Origin of the sequence: uncultured Tateyamaria sp. (assembly GCF_947503045.1) — a bacterium.
In the GTDB taxonomy this organism is placed as follows: Bacteria; Pseudomonadota; Alphaproteobacteria; order Rhodobacterales; family Rhodobacteraceae; genus Tateyamaria.
Window position 1 is genome coordinate 1,409,937 of the sequence record NZ_CANNCF010000001.1, and the last position, 16,334, is coordinate 1,426,270.

General features: G+C 61.3%; 14 protein-coding genes and 1 tRNA gene. 10 read left to right on the plus strand and 5 right to left on the minus strand.

All coding sequences use genetic code 11. From position 1 onward, the window contains the following. Window positions 1-31: 31 nt before the first annotated feature. The 3 genes from Q1A89_RS07115 to Q1A89_RS07125 all read right to left on the minus strand — a co-directional run bounded on the left by Q1A89_RS07115 (window position 32) and on the right by Q1A89_RS07125 (window position 2,474). A complete protein-coding gene (locus Q1A89_RS07115; protein ID WP_299725331.1) occupies window positions 32-1,207 on the minus strand; it encodes an aminotransferase in 1,176 nt (391 codons plus the stop codon). A gap of 125 nt (window positions 1,208-1,332) precedes the next feature. Continuing rightward, a complete protein-coding gene (gpt, locus tag Q1A89_RS07120) occupies window positions 1,333-1,863 on the minus strand; it encodes a xanthine phosphoribosyltransferase (protein ID WP_299725333.1) in 531 nt (176 codons plus the stop codon). A 2-nt stretch (window positions 1,864-1,865) separates the two neighbouring features. Then, a complete protein-coding gene (locus tag Q1A89_RS07125; protein WP_299725335.1) occupies window positions 1,866-2,474 on the minus strand; it encodes a LysE family transporter in 609 nt (202 codons plus the stop codon). 162 nt (window positions 2,475-2,636) lie between these two features. Here Q1A89_RS07125 and Q1A89_RS07130 point away from each other — a divergent pair, with 162 nt between their 5' ends. Continuing rightward, entirely contained in the window at window positions 2,637-3,320 is a 684-nt protein-coding gene (locus Q1A89_RS07130; RefSeq protein WP_299725337.1) for a hypothetical protein, read from the plus strand. A 25-nt stretch (window positions 3,321-3,345) separates the two neighbouring features. Here Q1A89_RS07130 and fabI read toward each other — a convergent pair whose 3' ends face one another. After that, window positions 3,346-4,152 (minus strand): enoyl-ACP reductase FabI, encoded by an 807-nt coding sequence (fabI, locus tag Q1A89_RS07135; protein ID WP_299725339.1) that lies wholly within the window; start codon window positions 4,150-4,152, stop codon window positions 3,346-3,348. 131 nt (window positions 4,153-4,283) lie between these two features. Here fabI and pdxH point away from each other — a divergent pair, with 131 nt between their 5' ends. The 8 genes from pdxH to ugpC all read left to right on the plus strand — a co-directional run bounded on the left by pdxH (window position 4,284) and on the right by ugpC (window position 10,847). Beyond that, the gene (gene pdxH, locus Q1A89_RS07140; RefSeq protein ID WP_299725341.1) at window positions 4,284-4,895 is read left to right on the plus strand and encodes a pyridoxamine 5'-phosphate oxidase; all 612 of its coding nucleotides are present in this window, start codon (window positions 4,284-4,286) and stop codon (window positions 4,893-4,895) included. 117 nt (window positions 4,896-5,012) lie between these two features. Next, entirely contained in the window at window positions 5,013-5,552 is a 540-nt protein-coding gene (locus tag Q1A89_RS07145; RefSeq protein WP_299725343.1) for a cold-shock protein, read from the plus strand. Next, entirely contained in the window at window positions 5,545-6,039 is a 495-nt protein-coding gene (locus tag Q1A89_RS07150; RefSeq protein ID WP_299725345.1) for a DUF192 domain-containing protein, read from the plus strand. The genes Q1A89_RS07145 and Q1A89_RS07150 overlap by 8 nt, the downstream gene beginning before the upstream one ends. 146 nt (window positions 6,040-6,185) lie before the next feature. Continuing rightward, window positions 6,186-6,262: transfer RNA gene (locus Q1A89_RS07155), tRNA-Pro, on the plus strand. 416 nt (window positions 6,263-6,678) lie between these two features. After that, window positions 6,679-7,989, plus strand: a complete 1,311-nt coding sequence (ugpB, locus tag Q1A89_RS07160) for a sn-glycerol-3-phosphate ABC transporter substrate-binding protein UgpB (RefSeq protein ID WP_299725347.1) — start codon at window positions 6,679-6,681, stop codon at window positions 7,987-7,989. Between the two features lie 60 nt (window positions 7,990-8,049). Next, window positions 8,050-8,931: a sn-glycerol-3-phosphate ABC transporter permease UgpA gene (ugpA, locus tag Q1A89_RS07165; RefSeq protein WP_299725349.1), complete on the plus strand. Its 882-nt coding sequence runs from the start codon at window positions 8,050-8,052 to the stop codon at window positions 8,929-8,931. A 20-nt stretch (window positions 8,932-8,951) separates the two neighbouring features. Next, entirely contained in the window at window positions 8,952-9,788 is an 837-nt protein-coding gene (gene ugpE, locus Q1A89_RS07170) for a sn-glycerol-3-phosphate ABC transporter permease UgpE (RefSeq protein WP_299726148.1), read from the plus strand. Window positions 9,789-9,791: 3 nt separating this feature from the next. Continuing rightward, complete coding sequence (gene ugpC, locus Q1A89_RS07175) at window positions 9,792-10,847, plus strand: sn-glycerol-3-phosphate ABC transporter ATP-binding protein UgpC (RefSeq protein WP_299725351.1); 1,056 nt, start codon at window positions 9,792-9,794, stop codon at window positions 10,845-10,847. Window positions 10,848-10,873: 26 nt separating this feature from the next. Here the strand turns inward: ugpC and Q1A89_RS07180 are convergent, their stop codons facing one another. After that, window positions 10,874-11,236, minus strand: a complete 363-nt coding sequence (locus Q1A89_RS07180) for an META domain-containing protein (RefSeq protein ID WP_299725353.1) — start codon at window positions 11,234-11,236, stop codon at window positions 10,874-10,876. Window positions 11,237-11,606: 370 nt separating this feature from the next. On the opposite strand from Q1A89_RS07180, the gene Q1A89_RS07185 reads away from it, so the two are divergent. Then, window positions 11,607-16,328 (plus strand): hypothetical protein, encoded by a 4,722-nt coding sequence (locus Q1A89_RS07185; RefSeq protein ID WP_299725355.1) that lies wholly within the window; start codon window positions 11,607-11,609, stop codon window positions 16,326-16,328. The last annotated feature ends 6 nt before the right edge of the window (window positions 16,329-16,334 follow it).

Below are 16,334 nucleotides of genomic sequence, written 5' to 3' on the forward strand. Positions count from 1 at the left end.
CGCGCCCGGACGGGCAAGGGCGGTTGCAGCCTCAGAGGTCAAGCGCGGCCAGTCTGGCGTAAAGCGTCTCGATCCCGCTCGCGTCCAAATTGGCAAACGCAATCCGCAACTGGCGCTGCCCCTCTGGCGCGCCGTCGGGCCAGAACATGGTGCCGGGCAGGCACAGAATGCCCGCCTCCTTGACCAGCAGCGGGGCAAGCTCAGCCGAAGACATCTGGAACGGATGGGACATGTAGGCAAAATATGCACCCAGCCCCAAAAGCGACCAACCCTTGGCCTCAAGCGCCGGGAAACCGGCACTGATCGCCGTGCGGCGACCCAGTATTTCGGCCCGTTCGCCCGCAACCCACTGGGCGAGGTTCTCGACCCCCCAAAGGGCGGCATATTGGCCAATCTGACCAGGGCAAATGGCAACCGTATCAAGGAACTTTTCCGCCTCCGCCAACCGCGCGGGCGAGGCGACCAGCGCGCCGACCCGGTGGCCGGTCAGCCGGTAGGCCTTGGAAAAGGAATAAAGGTGGATGAACGTGTCTTCCCATCCGTCCTGACTAAACAAGGCGTGGGGCGCACCACTACGGCTGTCAAAATCGCGATAGGTCTCGTCAACGATCAACGCGATGCCGTGCGCGCGGGCGAGGTGGTAAAAGGCCAAGACCAGATCGGCCGGGTATTCGACGCCCGCAGGATTGTTGGGGGTGACCAATGCAATGGCGCGGGTGCGCTCGGTGATCAGCGCCGCTGCCGCGTTCACATCCGGCAACATGCCATCGCCCACAGGCATAGGAACGGAGCGGACCCCGGTCATATCCAGCCACATTTTATGGTTGAAGTACCAAGGGGTTGGCAGAACAACTTCATCCCCTTCGTCGCACAGGGTCGACAGCGCGGCGGCAAAGGCCTGGTTGCAGCCCGAAGTGATGCATACCTGATCAGCTCGCGTCTCGGCACCGTAATGGGCGTTGAGTTGGGCACTGAGGGCCGCGCGCAGGGCGGGCATGCCAAGGACGGGGCCATACAGATGCGCGTCGTCATTGTTCAGGGCCGCATCCGCCATCGCCTGACGCAGCGCTTGCGGGGGTGGGTCTACAGGGGCGGCCTGGCTGACGTTGATCAACGGGCGGTCGGCGCCGAAAGTGACGCCATCCAGCCATCGACGCGCCTCCATCACGGGTGGCGGGAAGGTGGCGGATGTGCGTGTCTGGGCCATAGGGCACCTCTTGGGTCAAAGGGCGGATTTGCATATTTTTCGGAACAATGAAGGAGAGAAAGGCTCCAGTGCTTCATTGTTCGTCAAATATGCCCGCCGGAGGCATGAAATCTGTCTTTTAGGCGTCAGTCCGTGCCGCGATAGGGTTCAACATATTGCAGGGCCATGTCCCACGGGAAGAAGATCCACGTGTCCTGACTGACGCCGGTGATGAACGTGTCGACCTGCGGCTCGCCCGAGGGTTTGGCATAGACGGTGGCGAAATGAGCATTGGGATAGAGGCTGCGCACCAGTTCCAACGTCTTGCCGCTATCGACCAGGTCATCGACGATCAGGATGCCGGTGCCGTCGCCCATCATCTCGGCATTTGGGGATTTGAGCACTTCGGCATCGCGCCGCTCGTCGGCCTTGCCCCCGCCTGAATGGTAGGATTTGACGCTGATCGTATCAACCGTGCGAATGTCCAGCTCGCGCGCCACGATCATTGCCGGCGCCATGCCGCCCCGCGTGATGGCCACAACAGCGCGCCAGCCGCCCTCATCCGGGCCTTGCCCGTCCAGACGCCATGCCAGAGCGCGGCTGTCGCGGTGCATCTGGTCCCAGCTGACGTGAAACCCTTTTTCATGGGGCAGGCGGCTTTGGTCTTGGGCGGACATGGTTATTTCTCCAGGATCAGGCGCAGACCCAGCGCACCCAGCAGGGTGGCGGCAATGCGGTCAAAAACGGGTTTGAAGCTGAGATAGGCGCGCCGGACATGAGGTGTACTGAGCGCAAGCGCGAGCCCGGTGTAAAAGAGGAGTTCGAGCACCCAGTGATTGATCACGATCACGGCGATATCGGTCGGGGCAAGACCCTTGGGAAAAACCACCACGATCACGGCGGCGGCAAAGAGCATCGACTTGGGGTTGCCAAAGTTCAGTAGCATGCCCGACAGGATGGCGCGGCCCTTTGGCATCGGGGCCTCACCCAGTGCATCGCGCGCATGCCGCCATGTCTGGATCGCGATCCAGATCAGATACAGCGCACCGCCGATTTTCAGCGCCGTGTAAATCCAGGGGAGCAAGGTGAAAACAGCCTCAAGACCCAGGAGCGCGGCCAGTGTCCACATCGCAGCCGCCGTGCCAAGCCCTAGCCCGGTCAGCATGCCCGCGACCCGTCCCGAGGCCACTGTCGTCTTGATGAAATAGAGAAGCGCCGCACCGGGGGCGGCAATCGCCGCCATAAGAACCACATTGAAGGCGATGAGGTCGGCGAGGGTCAGGCTCATGGTATGTGGTTCCTTTCTTGCGGTCTGATAGCGCAACGGCGCGGCGCAAGGAAGGGTGCACGTAGCCGTTACAACCTGTGTATATTTTGCGATCAGATGTTGTGCTAGCTCTGCGCCATTGCATGTTTCAGGAGGACAGACATGGCAACAGCATCCGACGACATGGTTGCACAGCTTTACACCCATGGCAAAGCGGCAAAAAGCAAGATGGCGACCCTCGCCACGCACTTAAAAACCCACAAGAAAAGCCCGAATGCCCAGAAGATCGTGGATACCGGTCTGGCTTTTCGCAAGATCATGACGGAGGTGGAAAGGTTCCACGACGACATGCAGAAAAAGCCACCGGCTCTGCCGGAAGAAAACGCTTACAAATCGATCCGCGCGGCCCTGACCAAGATCATTTCCGTGATCGTCAAACTGGAAAAGGCCATAGGCAAGGAAGAGGACGATCAAGACGACAATGATGTCGAGCCAGCGCCCAAGGCTGCGCCTGAGCCGGAGCCACTGTCAGGTGTGACCGAGGTCGAATGCTACAGCGCCGCCCGCAAGGAGCTGGTCGGTACCGACGCCAAGCTAGCCCAGGCACTTGTCCAGATCGCCACCGGGGTACCGGGGCGCACCGGACCCAAGGACAAGGATGTTCCCAAGTTCAATCACATTCACATCGGGGGAAATGCCAAAAACAACGTGCTGTTCCAGCCCAATACCCGCGTGGTTCTGGGGATAATCGATTTCCACATCGAAAAGAGCAACAACAAGCAGCAAAAGGAAGCGGTCAAGAAGGTCGCCGAACGTTCGGGTGCCAAAACGACCCTGAAAGTCGAGGGCAGCAAAGTCTCGACTTGATTATCGCTCCCAGACGCGCAAGGCCCTAGCCCTTGGCGATGTCCGGCGCGTCCACCGCCTTCATGCCGACGACGTGATAACCTGCATCCACGTGCAGGTTTTCACCTGTGGTGCCGCTGGACAGATCACTCAGCAGATACAGCGCGGATTTGCCCACGTCCTCAATGGTTACGTTGCGGCGCAGGGGCGAGTTGTATTCATTCCACTTCATGATGTAGCGGAAATCGCCGATGCCGGAGGCGGCCAGTGTCTTGATGGGGCCCGCGCTGATCGCATTGACGCGGATACCGTCCTTGCCCAGATCTTCGGCGAGGTATTTGACCGAGGCCTCAAGGGCGGCCTTGGCCACGCCCATCACGTTGTAATGCGGCATCACCTGCTCGGCCCCGTAATAGGTGAGGGTGACCGCGCTGCTGCCTGCGTTCATCATCTTTTCCGCGCGCGCCATCACGGCGGTGAAGGAATAGACCGAGATGTCCATGGTCATGGTGAAATTGTCGCGGCTGGTGTCGACATAGCGCCCGCGCAACTCGTTCTTGTCGGAAAAGCCGATGGCGTGGACCAGAAAATCAAGTCCCCCCCAGCGGTCCTTGAGATCGGCAAAGAGCGCGTCCATCGACGCCTCGTCCCCCACATCGCAAGGCAGCACGATGTCGCTGTCCAGCTGTGCCGCCAATGGATCGACCCGTTTCTTGAGCGCATCGCCCTGGTATGAGAACGCCAGTTCCGCACCCGCGCCATGCAAGGCGCGCGCAATGCCCCATGCAATGGATTTGTCATTGGCCAGACCCATGATAAGGCCTCGCTTTCCTGCCATCAGGTCTGTTGCCATTTAACTGCCCACCCGTACCCTTGTTTCTTGCGATCAGCTTTAGGCCATTGCCTTATGCGCATCAAGAGAGCGCGACACGGTTGAACAGTCCCCGCCGCACCGCTAGCTGAAGGACAAGGGTGACAAGGAGCATGACAATGGCGGATCGGGACGACAAATTTGCAGGCGAGGATCCCTTTGTCCTTGTCCGCCAGTGGCTGGCCGAGGCCGAGGCCAGCGAGATCAACGACCCCAACGCGATTGCCCTCAGCACGGTGGACGCGAGCGGCATGCCGAACGCGCGGATGGTTCTGCTCAAGGAGGTCGAGGATGATGCGTTTGTCTTTTACACCAATTACGAAAGCGCCAAGGCAGGCGAGCTGGACCACGCCGAAAAGGCCGCCTTCGTGATGCACTGGAAGTCGCTGCGCCGTCAGGTGCGGGTGCGCGGGCACGTGGAAAAGGAAGACGGGCCGCAGGCGGATGCCTATTATGCCTCGCGCTCGCTGAAGTCGCGGCTGGGAGCCTGGGCGTCGGCCCAAAGCCAGCCGCTGGACAGCCGCGCCACCCTGATGGCCAAGGTCGCCAAAGTCACGGCCCAGCACGGAACAAGCCCCGCGCGCCCGCCGTTCTGGGGGGGCTATCGGATCACGCCGGTCGAGATCGAATTCTGGGCTGATGGCGCGTTCCGGCTGCATGACAGGTTCCGCTGGAGTCGGGAAAATCCGGGCGCGCAATGGTCAATTTTGAGACTTTCCCCCTGAATTTCATGCGACGTGAAATGCAAAGGGCTGAAAAATAGTAACTTTAACCGCTTGAAAATGGTGTGCGAAATAGCGCAAGTCTTAGGACGAGACACATAAAACGCAGAAAGATGAGGCGTGTCAGAGTTTTTGGAACACCCTGACACCGTGTCAGGCACGGTGAAATGGTTCGACCCGGTGAAAGGTTTCGGCTTCATCGTGTCCTCTGACGAGGGCCCTGATATCCTGCTGCACGTGAACGTTCTGCGCAATTTCGGCCAGTCTTCGGTCGCTGATGGTGCAGAGGTCAATGTCCGCATCCAAAAGACCGACCGCGGCGTTCAGGCGATTGAAGTGCTTGCGATCCAACCACCCGCCCATGCCGAGAACGAGCCGCTGGCCGACATTGCCGAGCTGGATCAGGATGCGGTTGCGAATGCGCCGCTGGAACCCGGTCGCGTCAAATGGTTCGACAAGGGCAAGGGCTTTGGTTTTGCCAATATCTTTGGCGCACCCGAGGACGTGTTCTTGCATGTCGAGGTGCTGCGCCGCTCCGGCCTGTCCGATCTGGCCCCCGGCGAGGCGCTGGCCCTGCGCGTGATCGACGGCAAACGTGGGCGCATGGCCGCCGAAGTGCAGGCCTGGGAATCAGCGATCACACAGCGCGGCGATGACTGACCCCAGACCAAGGGTCGTGACCGCACTCTATCAACTGGCGCTGGCCGGTATTTTCACGCTTCTCGCAAACCCCCTCTGGGCGCAATGCAGCGCAGAGACTGTCTGGATCAAGGGTGATTTTGGGCAGGCGCGGTTTTCTGTCGAGATCGCCGATGACGCGGGCGAGCGGGCCACAGGGCTGATGAACCGGCCCAGCATGCCGACAGCGGCGGGGATGCTGTTCGTCTATGAAGGCCCCAGCACCTTGTCATTCTGGATGCGCAACACGCTGATCGAGCTTGATATGCTGTTTGTCGATGCGACCGGCGTGATCCGCAACATCCATCACCGCGCCATTCCGTTGGATGAAACCCCGATTTTCGGCGGCGACGGGCTGACCCATGTGCTGGAAATCAACGGTGGGCTGGCGCGCACCCTGGGCATCGAGATCGGCGACCAGTTGCGCCACCCCAGCTTTGCCCAAAGCGACGCGGCCTGGCCCTGCTGACCGCCCGCACCCGGCGATAGGGGGATCAGGCACCGGGACCACGCCAATTTTCCCGCATTTCCGGCAGCATCCAGGGCCACATGTATTTTTCAAAGCGTGATGGGTCTTTTCAAATCAGAAAACCAAGTCTAAGAGGGGCGCACGGTCGGAGCGTGGCGCAGCCTGGTAGCGCACCTGTTTTGGGTACAGGGGGTCGGAGGTTCGAATCCTCTCGCTCCGACCATTATTCCAAAAAATCAGATGCTTGCGGCTTTTTTTCGCTGTGGTTTTTGCCGAGCATGGCAGCTGTTCCAGCCCCGTTTTCGCACCCATCCGAATCCGCGTGCATCATGATGTGTCGGGCTGCTCCGGATTTCAGGCCGCGCCAGCATCTTCCCGGCAGGGTTGCGAGTGCGCTCAACCATGCCGATCGCCACCTCCATCCCGTCGAATCGAGTCCTGCCTGACGATACGTTCCCCCGACGTGACCAATCGGCTTACCTCTAAGCCACTGAAACCCAGACGTTTTGCGATGCCGTTTGCAGGCTTGCACTAAAGTGATCCCGGTGTATCGTCGGGAGGTCACAGAACAGTTACACGCGGGCATTACCCCGGGCGTATCAATAGGACAAAGCACCGTTCCGGTGCATGGGAGGAAACATGAAGAAATCAGTACTCGGCGCACTCGCCGTATCCACAATGCTGTCGCCGGTTGCGGCCATGGCTGAAACCGAAGTGCAATTCTGGCACGCATTCACAGGCCGTCTGGGCGAATTGGTGAAAGCGCAGGTTGAGGAATTCAACGCCAGCCAAAGCGACTATGTCGTGGTGGAAAGCCACAAGGGCAACTACTCCGAAACGCTGAACGCCGGGATCGCGGCCTTTCGCGCGGGTGAACAGCCCCACATCCTGATGGTGTTCGAAGTTGGTACAGCCACCATGATGGCCGCCGGCGGTGCGATCAAACCGGTGCACGAAGTCATGGCCGAAAGCGGTGCCAGCTTTGATCCCGACGCCTATATCGGCGCGGTCAAAGGCTATTACACCTCGACCGATGGCCAGATGCTGTCGCTGCCGTTCAACTCGTCCACGCCCGTTCTTTGGGTGAACCGCGACGCGATGCAGGCGGCGGGCGTTGATCCCGACACGGACCTCTCCACCTGGCAACAGGTTGGCGAGACTCTGGACGCACTGAAGGCGGGCGGCGAGGACTGCGGCCTTGTCACCGCATGGCAAAGCTGGATCCACCTCGAAAACTTCTCGGCCTACCATGACGTGCCGTTTGCCAGCAAAGACAACGGCTTTGCCGGTCTGGACACCGAATTGATGCTGAACGGTGAGGCGCAGATCGCGCACCTCACGGCGATGGGTGAGTGGGCCAAGGACGGCAAGTTCATCTACACAGGCCGTCGCAACGAAGGTGGTGCAAACTTCCGGGCGGGCGAATGCGCGCTCTTTACCGAAAGCTCGGCGGGCTATGCGGGCATCAGTTCCGAGGCAGAGTTCGAGTTTGACGTGCGCCCCTTGCCCTATTGGGACGGTGTCGGCAACGCGCCACAAAACACGATCATTGGCGGTGCCTCGCTTTGGGTGATGTCGGGCCATGAAGACGCCGAATACAAGGGCGTGGGCGAATTCCTGAGCTTTTTGTCGTCGTCTGATGTTCAGGCCTCCTGGCACCAGAACACCGGCTATCTGCCGATCACAGCCGAAGCGGGTGTCGCCACCCGCGCTGCCGGGTTCTACGAACAGAACCCCGGCACAGACATCGCTGTGATCCAGATGACGGCCAAGGAACCAACGGCCAATTCCAAGGGCCTGCGTCTGGGCTCCTTCGATCAGATCCGCGGGATCATCGACGAGGAACTCGAAGGCATCTGGTCCGGCGACAAGACCGCCCAGGAGGCGATGGACAGCGCAAAGGAACGCGGCGACGCGCTGCTGCGCCGGTTCGAAGCGGCCAACCGCTAAACACTGTAAAGGCAGGCCCGACATCCCGGGCCTGCCTTTTGAATTTCCGGGGGCACAGATATGGAAAAACGCGTCACGTTTCGCGGCTGGCTGCTGCCGTTGCTGCTGATTGCGCCGCAGGTCGTGATCTCGGCCGTGTTCTTTTTCTACCCCGCAGGGCAGGCGATCTGGCAGTCGCTGTTCATTCCCGACCCGTTTGGCCTGTCCTCGCAATATGTCGGACTGGGCAATTTCGAATTTCTGCTGGGGGACAAATTCTACCGCGCGTCTTTCGTGACGACGGCGGTGTTTTCGATCCTTGTGACACTCTGCTCGATGATCCCGGCGCTGTTTCTGGCCGTGATCGCGGATCGGCTGATCAAGGGATCGGGGGTCTACCGCACCATGCTCATCTGGCCCTACGCTGTGGCACCGGCCATTGCGGGTGTCTTGTGGCTGTTCATGTTCAACACCCGCGTCGGCGTTGTGTCGTGGTATCTGGGCCAGCTTGGCTATGACTGGAACCACGTGCTGAACGGGGGCGAGGCGATGGGCCTTGTTGTCGTCGCCTCGGCCTGGGGGCGGATCAGCTACAACTTCCTGTTCTTCTTTGCCGCTCTCCAGGCCGTGCCGCGCTCTGTGATCGAGGCGGCGGCGATTGATGGCGCACGCTTCTGGCGGCGGTTCTGGACCATTGTGCTGCCGCTCTTGTCGCCCACCACGTTCTTTTTGCTGGTCGTGAACGTGGTCTATTCCTTCTTTGAAACCTTCGGCGTGATCCACACGATCACCGCTGGCGGGCCGCAGCAATCGACAACGGTGCTGGTCTACAAGGTGTTCTCGGACGGGTTCGTGGGTCAGGACCTCGGCTCATCCTCGGCGCAATCGGTGATCCTGCTGATCGTCGTGGGCGCGCTCACCATCATCCAGTTCAAATTCATCGAAAAGCGGGTGCATTACTGATGGTGGGCGAAGTGCATGGCATGGTGGAAAAGCGTGGCTCGGGCCTGTGGCTGACCCATGTGATGATGATTGCGGGCGTGCTGGTCATCTTCTTTCCGATCTGGCTCGCCTTTGTCGCATCGACCGTGACGCAGCCTGAAATCGTGCGCCCGCCCATGCCACTCTGGCCCGGTGATCAACTGGTTGAAAACTACTCCAAGGCGCTGTTTTCGGGGGTGAATGTGCCTGTCAGCACAATGCTGTTCAACAGCCTTGTGATGGCCATCGGGATCGCCGTGGGCAAGATCATCATCTCGCTCCTGTCGGCCTTTGCGATCGTCTATTTCAAGTTTCCGGGCAAGATGCTGTTCTTCTGGATGATTTTCCTGACGCTCATGCTGCCGGTCGAAGTGCGCATCGTACCGACCTACGAGGTCGTGGCTGGCTTTGGCATGCTCAACAGTTATGGCGGGTTGATCATGCCGCTGATCGCCTCGGCCACCGCCACCTTCCTGTTCCGCCAGTTTTTCCTCACCATCCCGGACGAGTTGGCCGAGGCCGCGCGGGTGGACGGCGCCAAGCCGATGCAATTCTTTTGGGACATCGTTGTCCCGATGAGCCGCACCAACGTCGCGGCCCTGTTTGTGATCCTGTTCATCTATGGCTGGAACCAGTACCTCTGGCCGCTGCTCATCACCACCGACCCTGAAATGAACACCATCGTGATGGGCATCAAACAGATGTTCCCCTCGGGCGATGACGTGGCGGACTGGCCGGTGATCATGGCCACCTCCATCCTTGCGATGATCCCCCCGGTGATCGTCGTCGTCAGCATGCAACGGCTGTTTATTCGCGGCCTCGTCGATAGCGAGAAGTAAATTATGGCAACGGTTTCCCTGCGCGACGTCAAGAAAAGCTTTGGTCCCACGGACGTGATCCACGGCATCAACACTGACATCGAAGATGGCGAATTCATCGTGATTGTCGGCCCCTCGGGCTGTGGCAAGTCCACGCTGCTGCGCATGGTGGCGGGGCTGGAAACGGTCACGGCGGGGGATGTTCTGATCGGCGGCACACGCGCCAATGACAAGGAACCAATGGACCGCGACATCGCCATGGTGTTCCAGAACTACGCCCTCTATCCACACATGTCGGTGCGCCAGAACATGGGTTACGGCCTCAAGATCGCGGGCCTGCCCAAGGATCAGATCAATGCCAAGGTCGTCGAGGCGGCCAAGTTGTTGCAGCTGGAACCGCTGCTGGATCGCAAGCCCAAGCAGCTCTCCGGTGGTCAGCGTCAGCGGGTGGCGATGGGTCGCGCCATTGTGCGGGAACCGGCGGTGTTCCTCTTTGACGAACCGCTGTCCAATCTCGATGCCAAGCTGCGCGTGCAGATGCGCCTGGAGATCAAGGAACTGCAGTCCAAGCTGGGGATCACCTCGCTATATGTGACGCACGATCAGGTCGAGGCGATGACCATGGCGGATCGGATGATCGTGATGAATGCCGGTGTGGCCGAACAGATCGGCACCCCGCTTGAGGTTTATGAAACCCCGCGCACCCTGTTTGCCGCGCAGTTCATCGGCAGCCCTGCGATGAACATTGTCGAGGCCGAAGTGAAGGGAGGCAAGGTCTTGCTCGCCGGTCAACCGGTGGCCGACGGGGCAGGGCCCGATGGACCGGTCAAGCTGGGCGTCCGGCCCGAACATCTGGTGCCTGATGATGCGGGGGCCATCGGCCTGACCGTGCAGATGGCCGAGCCATTGGGGGCAAACACATTGCTGCACGGACGGCTGGCGGGGTCGTCCGAGGCGCTGACCGCCAGCCTGCAGGGGGTGCATCTGATGGCCAACAATGCCTCTGAACTGCGGTTCTCGATCCAGCCCGGCAAGGCGCATGTGTTTGATGCTGCCAGCGGCGTGCGGCGCATCGCCTAAGTGATCGGAGTTAAGGGCACCGCCGATCAGGGAGCGGCGCGCTGCGCGCCCAGTTGGATCGCGTTCAGCCCGTCATAAAAGCTGAGCGTATCACCCACACCCACCTGCATTGCATCAATGCGGCCAAGCGCATCCATCAACTGCGCCTCAAGGGCAGCGACATCGGGCGGGCAGCCCATCTTGGTGCTTACCACGTCGCGAAAGCGCACAAATGTGGGGCCAAACATCGGCACCGCATTGATCGTATTGCAGCCCAGATCGAACGAGATTTGCCCGGCATTGACCGACATTGTCGCAGTCATACCATCCGGCACCGGCGCGTCTCCGACCTTGGTCAGCGTCCAGGTCCCTTGCAATTGCGTGGCGGGATCGGTGGCACCTGCGGACATGATGAACCTCGGGGTTTGGGGTGTGACAGACGGACCCGTCTGGAGTGACGGGGTACTGCACGCCAGGGCAGCGTGCGCCGTCACGGCAAGGGCGGGCAGCACGCAGCAACTGAAGCGAAACATGACAAATCCTTGATTTGTAATGGCTCCACTATCGCGCAGTCGCCGAACATGGGTCAAGGGGGCGCCGAGTAATGAAATACGGACTTGGCATTTCGGCGCGACCTCGCCTAGGCTGGGTCTCACACAGCGCGTTGTTCCGATCTTTCGGGGCCGTTTTTGCGCACCCATTTTGTTTTTGACCGCCGGGCCATCACCAGGGATCCGGGTTTTTCGGTCACCTTCACCATTTTGAGACAGGGAGAAGATCGTGGCCTTGAACCCGAAAATCCAAGACATCCAGCTGGCAGAGGCCTCGATCAAGAAATTCACCGAACAACATGACGCGCTGCGCTCCGAAGCGTTGCAGGACGGGATCATCGATGCTGACGAACAGGCCGATCTCGACAAGCTGGAAACCAAGATCGAGCGCCTTGCAGAGGTGGTGCGGGAACAGCGCGCGATCCTTAAACGCAACCGCGAGATGTGGGATGCGCTGGCTCCGGCCAAGACCGAATTCGACACCCGCCTTGCCACGCTGCAGGACGCCAAATGGGCCGACATCGCCAAGCTGGAACAGGTTGCCACGGCCATCACCGCCTCTGTCACCGATCAGCGCTGGGCGGATGCGACCAAGCTGCTCGAGGCCGCGCGCGCCAAGATGGCGACCACCTATCAGGCCTATCTCACTGCACAGCCCGCCATGGCGGGTGGCGGTGGCACTCCACCACCACCAGCTCCCGGCGTCGATGCCGACAAGGCCAAGTTCGAAGCGGCCAAGGCCGCCTATCAAAAGGCAATGACCGCGCTGGAACGCCACGCGCAGGCGGGCGATGCGACGATTGCGGCAGAGATCACCGCGATCAAAGGCAAGGCAACCGCCGCCGATACGGACGCGACGGGTGGCGATTTTGCCGCCGCTCTGGCCAAGGTGTCGCCCCTCGTGGCCGAATGCGCCGCGACCGAGGACAAGGCCCACGATCTGGCCCACTACAACGCGGTGCTGGCCCATCGCACGACGCTGGTGAACAATCCCGTACCTGCCGCCCTGACCGGGGATGCCGCCATCGACGACCTCAAGACCGAGATCGACACCCTCTTTGCAGGTGCGCAAACCGATGCGACGGCGGCCAAATACAGCGATGGCGTGGCCAAGCTCGACAAGATCCCGGTGCTGCACGAACGCCGCCGCGCATTGGACGAACGGCGCCAGCGCTATACCACGCAGTTCGGCAACGTGACCTGGTACATCCAGCAGATCAACAACGCGCCGGCCACAGACCGCGCGCCGCTGCAGGCCACCATCGACAAGTTCAAGGCCGAGGCGACAGCCGCCGAATATCCCAACACCAATGATTATGCAGGCTCCGCTGCCAAGATGCAGGCGCTCAGCTCGGAATTTGCCACCATCCACACCATCCTGCAGTCGGCTGCAGCCTACACGGCGGCCCTCACGGCATTTGATGCGCAACTGGCCATTCTGGACCCCCATGCAGGTCGCGTCGCGATCGAAGAGTTCTTTCAGGCCCGCAAAGCCGACCGCGCACAAGCGGTCACAGAGGCCACAGCGACCAAGTTCCCGACTGCCATCCAACTGCTGCAACGCACCGCCGCTGGCGACTGGACGGCGCAAAAGGTGATTGCAGATGCCTATGTCGTCTATGATGGCAAACGCGCCACCGCCCAGACCCTGATCGACACGGTCAAGGCGCTGCCCGGCACTGCCGATGGCATCGCACAGGCCGAGGCGCTGATGACCCTTGCAGCCACCCAGGCCGTGGCCAAGAACATCCCCGGCGCCGAGGCCAATGTCGCCGCCGCCACCGCGCGTGCCAACGAGGCCAAGACCGCCGCTGACGCCCAAAACGCCCTTGATGCCCAGCATGACACCGGGGCGCTGGACGGGGCGGGCACTGATTTTCCCGCCGCGCTCGCGGTCTACACCACCATGCGCGCCACGGTCGCCGCACTCGATACCACCAACACCTTCACCGCTGCCCTGACGGCTGCGGATGTGCCTGTGGATGCGGCCAAAGTCGAGGCAGCCAAGGGCAGCCCCGATGCCACCGTGCTGCGCGCCAAGCTGGACGAAGGCATCGCGGCCCTGCAGGCGCTGCAGCCCAAGATCCTCGCCCATGCGGCCTTTGCCACCCACTACGCAACAGCCAAGACGCTGATCGACACAACCCTGCCGCCGCTGAATCTCGACAACTGCATCAAGCCTGCGATTGATGCCTGCAAGGTGCTGCTGACCGAGGCCGACACGCTGGCCAAAGCGCCCGGTTTCGACTTTGTCGCCGCCGAGGCCAAGCTGCAGGAGGCGTCCAAGCGCGGCCATCAGGCCGAGATCAACGCCGCAATCTATGCGCCCGCGATCCAAACGGATCTGGCGAATATTGCCGCCGCGATTGCCCTCATCAACACAGGCAACGCTAATGTGCAGACCCTGATGGCCGCCCGGATGGCGCGCCTGACCCAGTTCCAGACCGATATCGCGACGGACATCGCGAACGAGGACTTCAAGGCGGCCCAGTCCAAGGGGATCGAAGGATCGACCGTCTCGACCGCAACCATGCAGGACGGACAGCACTGTATCCGTATAGATGCGAATTATACCAACTGGGTGACCAACCGGATTGCCCAGATCCAGGGCGGGCAAGCGGCTGTGGCGCCAGCGCTGGCCGAAACCAACAAGCTGATTGCCGATCATCAGGCCTGCCTTGCGTCAGGGGCCTATGGCGCGGCGTGGAACATCACCAACCAGCTCTACTGGTCCATTCAGGCTGGGATCGACGCGCTGGCCCTTGCCGGGCCTTATGACACCGCCCAGCAGGGCGCGCGTGCGGCCCTTGATACGCTGGTGACCAAACGCTCACCCGGGATCGAGGATCGCCTGAAGGCCTTTGAGGAACGGTATACTGCGGCCGTCGCATTGGGGACGGAGCCGCAATACGTGATCGCCACGCAGCGCATGGATGCGCTCAAGGCCGAGGTGCTGGCCTTTATCCCGCAGGCCGACGCATACGCGACCTATGGCCCGGCACAGGCCGAAGCCCTGAAACAGCTGACCGCCGCCGAAGCACATCCCCAACGCATCGCCATCGAAACGATGCTGGGACTGCTGCGCGACAAATACACCGCTGCCGAAACCATCGCCAAAGAGGGGGACGCGGCGCGGGCGCAAACCATGATGGAAGAGGTCACCAAAAGCGCGACCGAGTGCATTTCGGAGGCGGATTTTGCCGAAACCTGCACAGAGATTGCGGATGCTCTGGGTGACAGCGCCTCTGAAACCAGTGGTCCGAACTTTCTCCATATCGGGGCTGCCAAGGCCGCCCTTGTCGTGCAGCGCGCCCGTGACGGCGCGGACATCGCCACGCAGGAATTCACCGATGCCGAGGCCGCCCTTGCCACGGCCAGCGACGACAACGCCGCCCCCGCCGCCCAGACCGAAGGGCTGCGCAAGGCGCTCGATCTGATCGCGATGGCAGGCAATGTGATCAGCCAGAACCAGCTGCTGGAAAGCGCGCTGGAAGCCGCACGCGCGCAGATCGCGAAACACCGCACTCATGCGCAGGCGGCCTATCTCGACACGCCGCTCAAGGATGCAGAGACCGAGATCGGTGTGATCTCGTCGCGCGCGGTCAACCTCGCGGCCCTGCCGGGCTGTTCGGCGGATTTGCAGACCGTGATGGCCAACCTCCTCGAAATGGGTCCCAAGCTGGACGCGCACGCCGAATACGTGCCCCTGCGCGCCAAGCCCGAGGTCGAACCGCGGCTGGCCGAGCTGGAAAAGCACGACCACAGCTATGCGATCCAAAGCAATATCGAAGCGATCCGGCGCAAGCTGGAAGAGGCCGCGCGCCTGTCCGAAGCCTACGATCCGATCCCGGCGGTGGCCCTTCTCAAAGAGGTGGAAACGATTGGCCACAGCGCCCTTGTGCTGGCCGAGATGCGCAACAACACCCCGCCCACGCCGGCCGACATCCAGAAAATCCTCGACGGGCCCGGCGGCGACGCCGAGCTTGATGCGATGATTGACGCGCTGGAACCCGATGCGCAACGCGCGGTACTCAAGGTCGCCTTCGAGGCGCGCTTTGGCTGCACCCTGCAGAACTTTGCCGGGGTCGATGCCGCTGGCAATCCCAACAACCCCATCGCCGCAGGCGCGCAGGACGGGCCGAACATCAAACGGTTCTACGAGATCATGTCGGACCTGCCGCCAAATGCGACGGCGGACAATGACAGCATGCGTGTCTTTACCGAAATCGAGTCAGGGCAGGGGTCCTATTACAGCGGTTCGGCCAAGGACGTGGTCATGCGCGAAGGCGATGCGGCCCTGTCATCGGCCTATACGTTCGGGGCCGAAGCCGAGGTCGGCACGGTCGATCCCGGCTGCGAGCCTGCCAACGAGGAACCCGTCAGCTTCTTCAGCTGGAACACCCTGCACGAGGTGGGCCACGCGGTCGATGACCAGCACGGGTTCATGAACAAGAACCAGAACGGGCCGGACTATGGCGGCTGGACCGAATATGGCGCCAATGTCGATCCAATCGCGACGGTCCTCGCGGCCCATTTCAAATATGACAAACGCTATATCCAGCAGGCGATGTCGCAAAAACTGGCCACCGCCACGACCCCGGCCGAAGTCACCCCCGGCACACCCCAACCCCAGGGCTGCACACCCGAGGAATGGGAAGGGCGGCGCGTCACTTTTGCCACGTGGCTCAACCAGGTACGCGAACCGCGCAGCCCTTGGGCCAGCAACTCGGTTGCGCAACGGGTCGCCATCGGCGGAGTCGTCTATCAGGAAAGCTATACCGGCAAATGGACCAGCTATCAGCTCTCCGCCCGCTCCAAGGGCATGACCGGCTACCAGTTCCGCGCACCGGGCGAATGGTTCTCAGAACTCTACGCCGCCTATCATTCCGGCAAGCTGAAGGACACGCACCCCGCTGCTGCGTGGCTCGAACGCCTTGATAAGCCGTCATAAGGAATA

Bases quoted from the DNA above. Each gene is read 5' to 3' on its own strand.
- ugpC (WP_299725351.1), top strand. From the start codon at position 9,792: ATGGCAACGGTTTCCCTGCGCGACGTCAAGAAAAGCTTTGGTCCCACG.
- Q1A89_RS07180 (WP_299725353.1), bottom strand. From the start codon at position 11,236: ATGTCCGCAGGTGCCACCGATCCCGCCACGCAATTGCAAGGGACCTGG.
- ugpB (WP_299725347.1), top strand. From the start codon at position 6,679: ATGAAGAAATCAGTACTCGGCGCACTCGCCGTATCCACAATGCTGTCG.
- ugpE (WP_299726148.1), top strand. From the start codon at position 8,952: ATGGTGGAAAAGCGTGGCTCGGGCCTGTGGCTGACCCATGTGATGATG.
- pdxH (WP_299725341.1), top strand. From the start codon at position 4,284: ATGACAATGGCGGATCGGGACGACAAATTTGCAGGCGAGGATCCCTTT.
- ugpA (WP_299725349.1), top strand. From the start codon at position 8,050: ATGGAAAAACGCGTCACGTTTCGCGGCTGGCTGCTGCCGTTGCTGCTG.
- gpt (WP_299725333.1), bottom strand. From the start codon at position 1,863: ATGTCCGCCCAAGACCAAAGCCGCCTGCCCCATGAAAAAGGGTTTCAC.
- Q1A89_RS07115 (WP_299725331.1), bottom strand. From the start codon at position 1,207: ATGGCCCAGACACGCACATCCGCCACCTTCCCGCCACCCGTGATGGAG.
- Q1A89_RS07125 (WP_299725335.1), bottom strand. From the start codon at position 2,474: ATGAGCCTGACCCTCGCCGACCTCATCGCCTTCAATGTGGTTCTTATG.
- fabI (WP_299725339.1), bottom strand. From the start codon at position 4,152: ATGGCAACAGACCTGATGGCAGGAAAGCGAGGCCTTATCATGGGTCTG.
- Q1A89_RS07130 (WP_299725337.1), top strand. From the start codon at position 2,637: ATGGTTGCACAGCTTTACACCCATGGCAAAGCGGCAAAAAGCAAGATG.
- Q1A89_RS07150 (WP_299725345.1), top strand. From the start codon at position 5,545: ATGACTGACCCCAGACCAAGGGTCGTGACCGCACTCTATCAACTGGCG.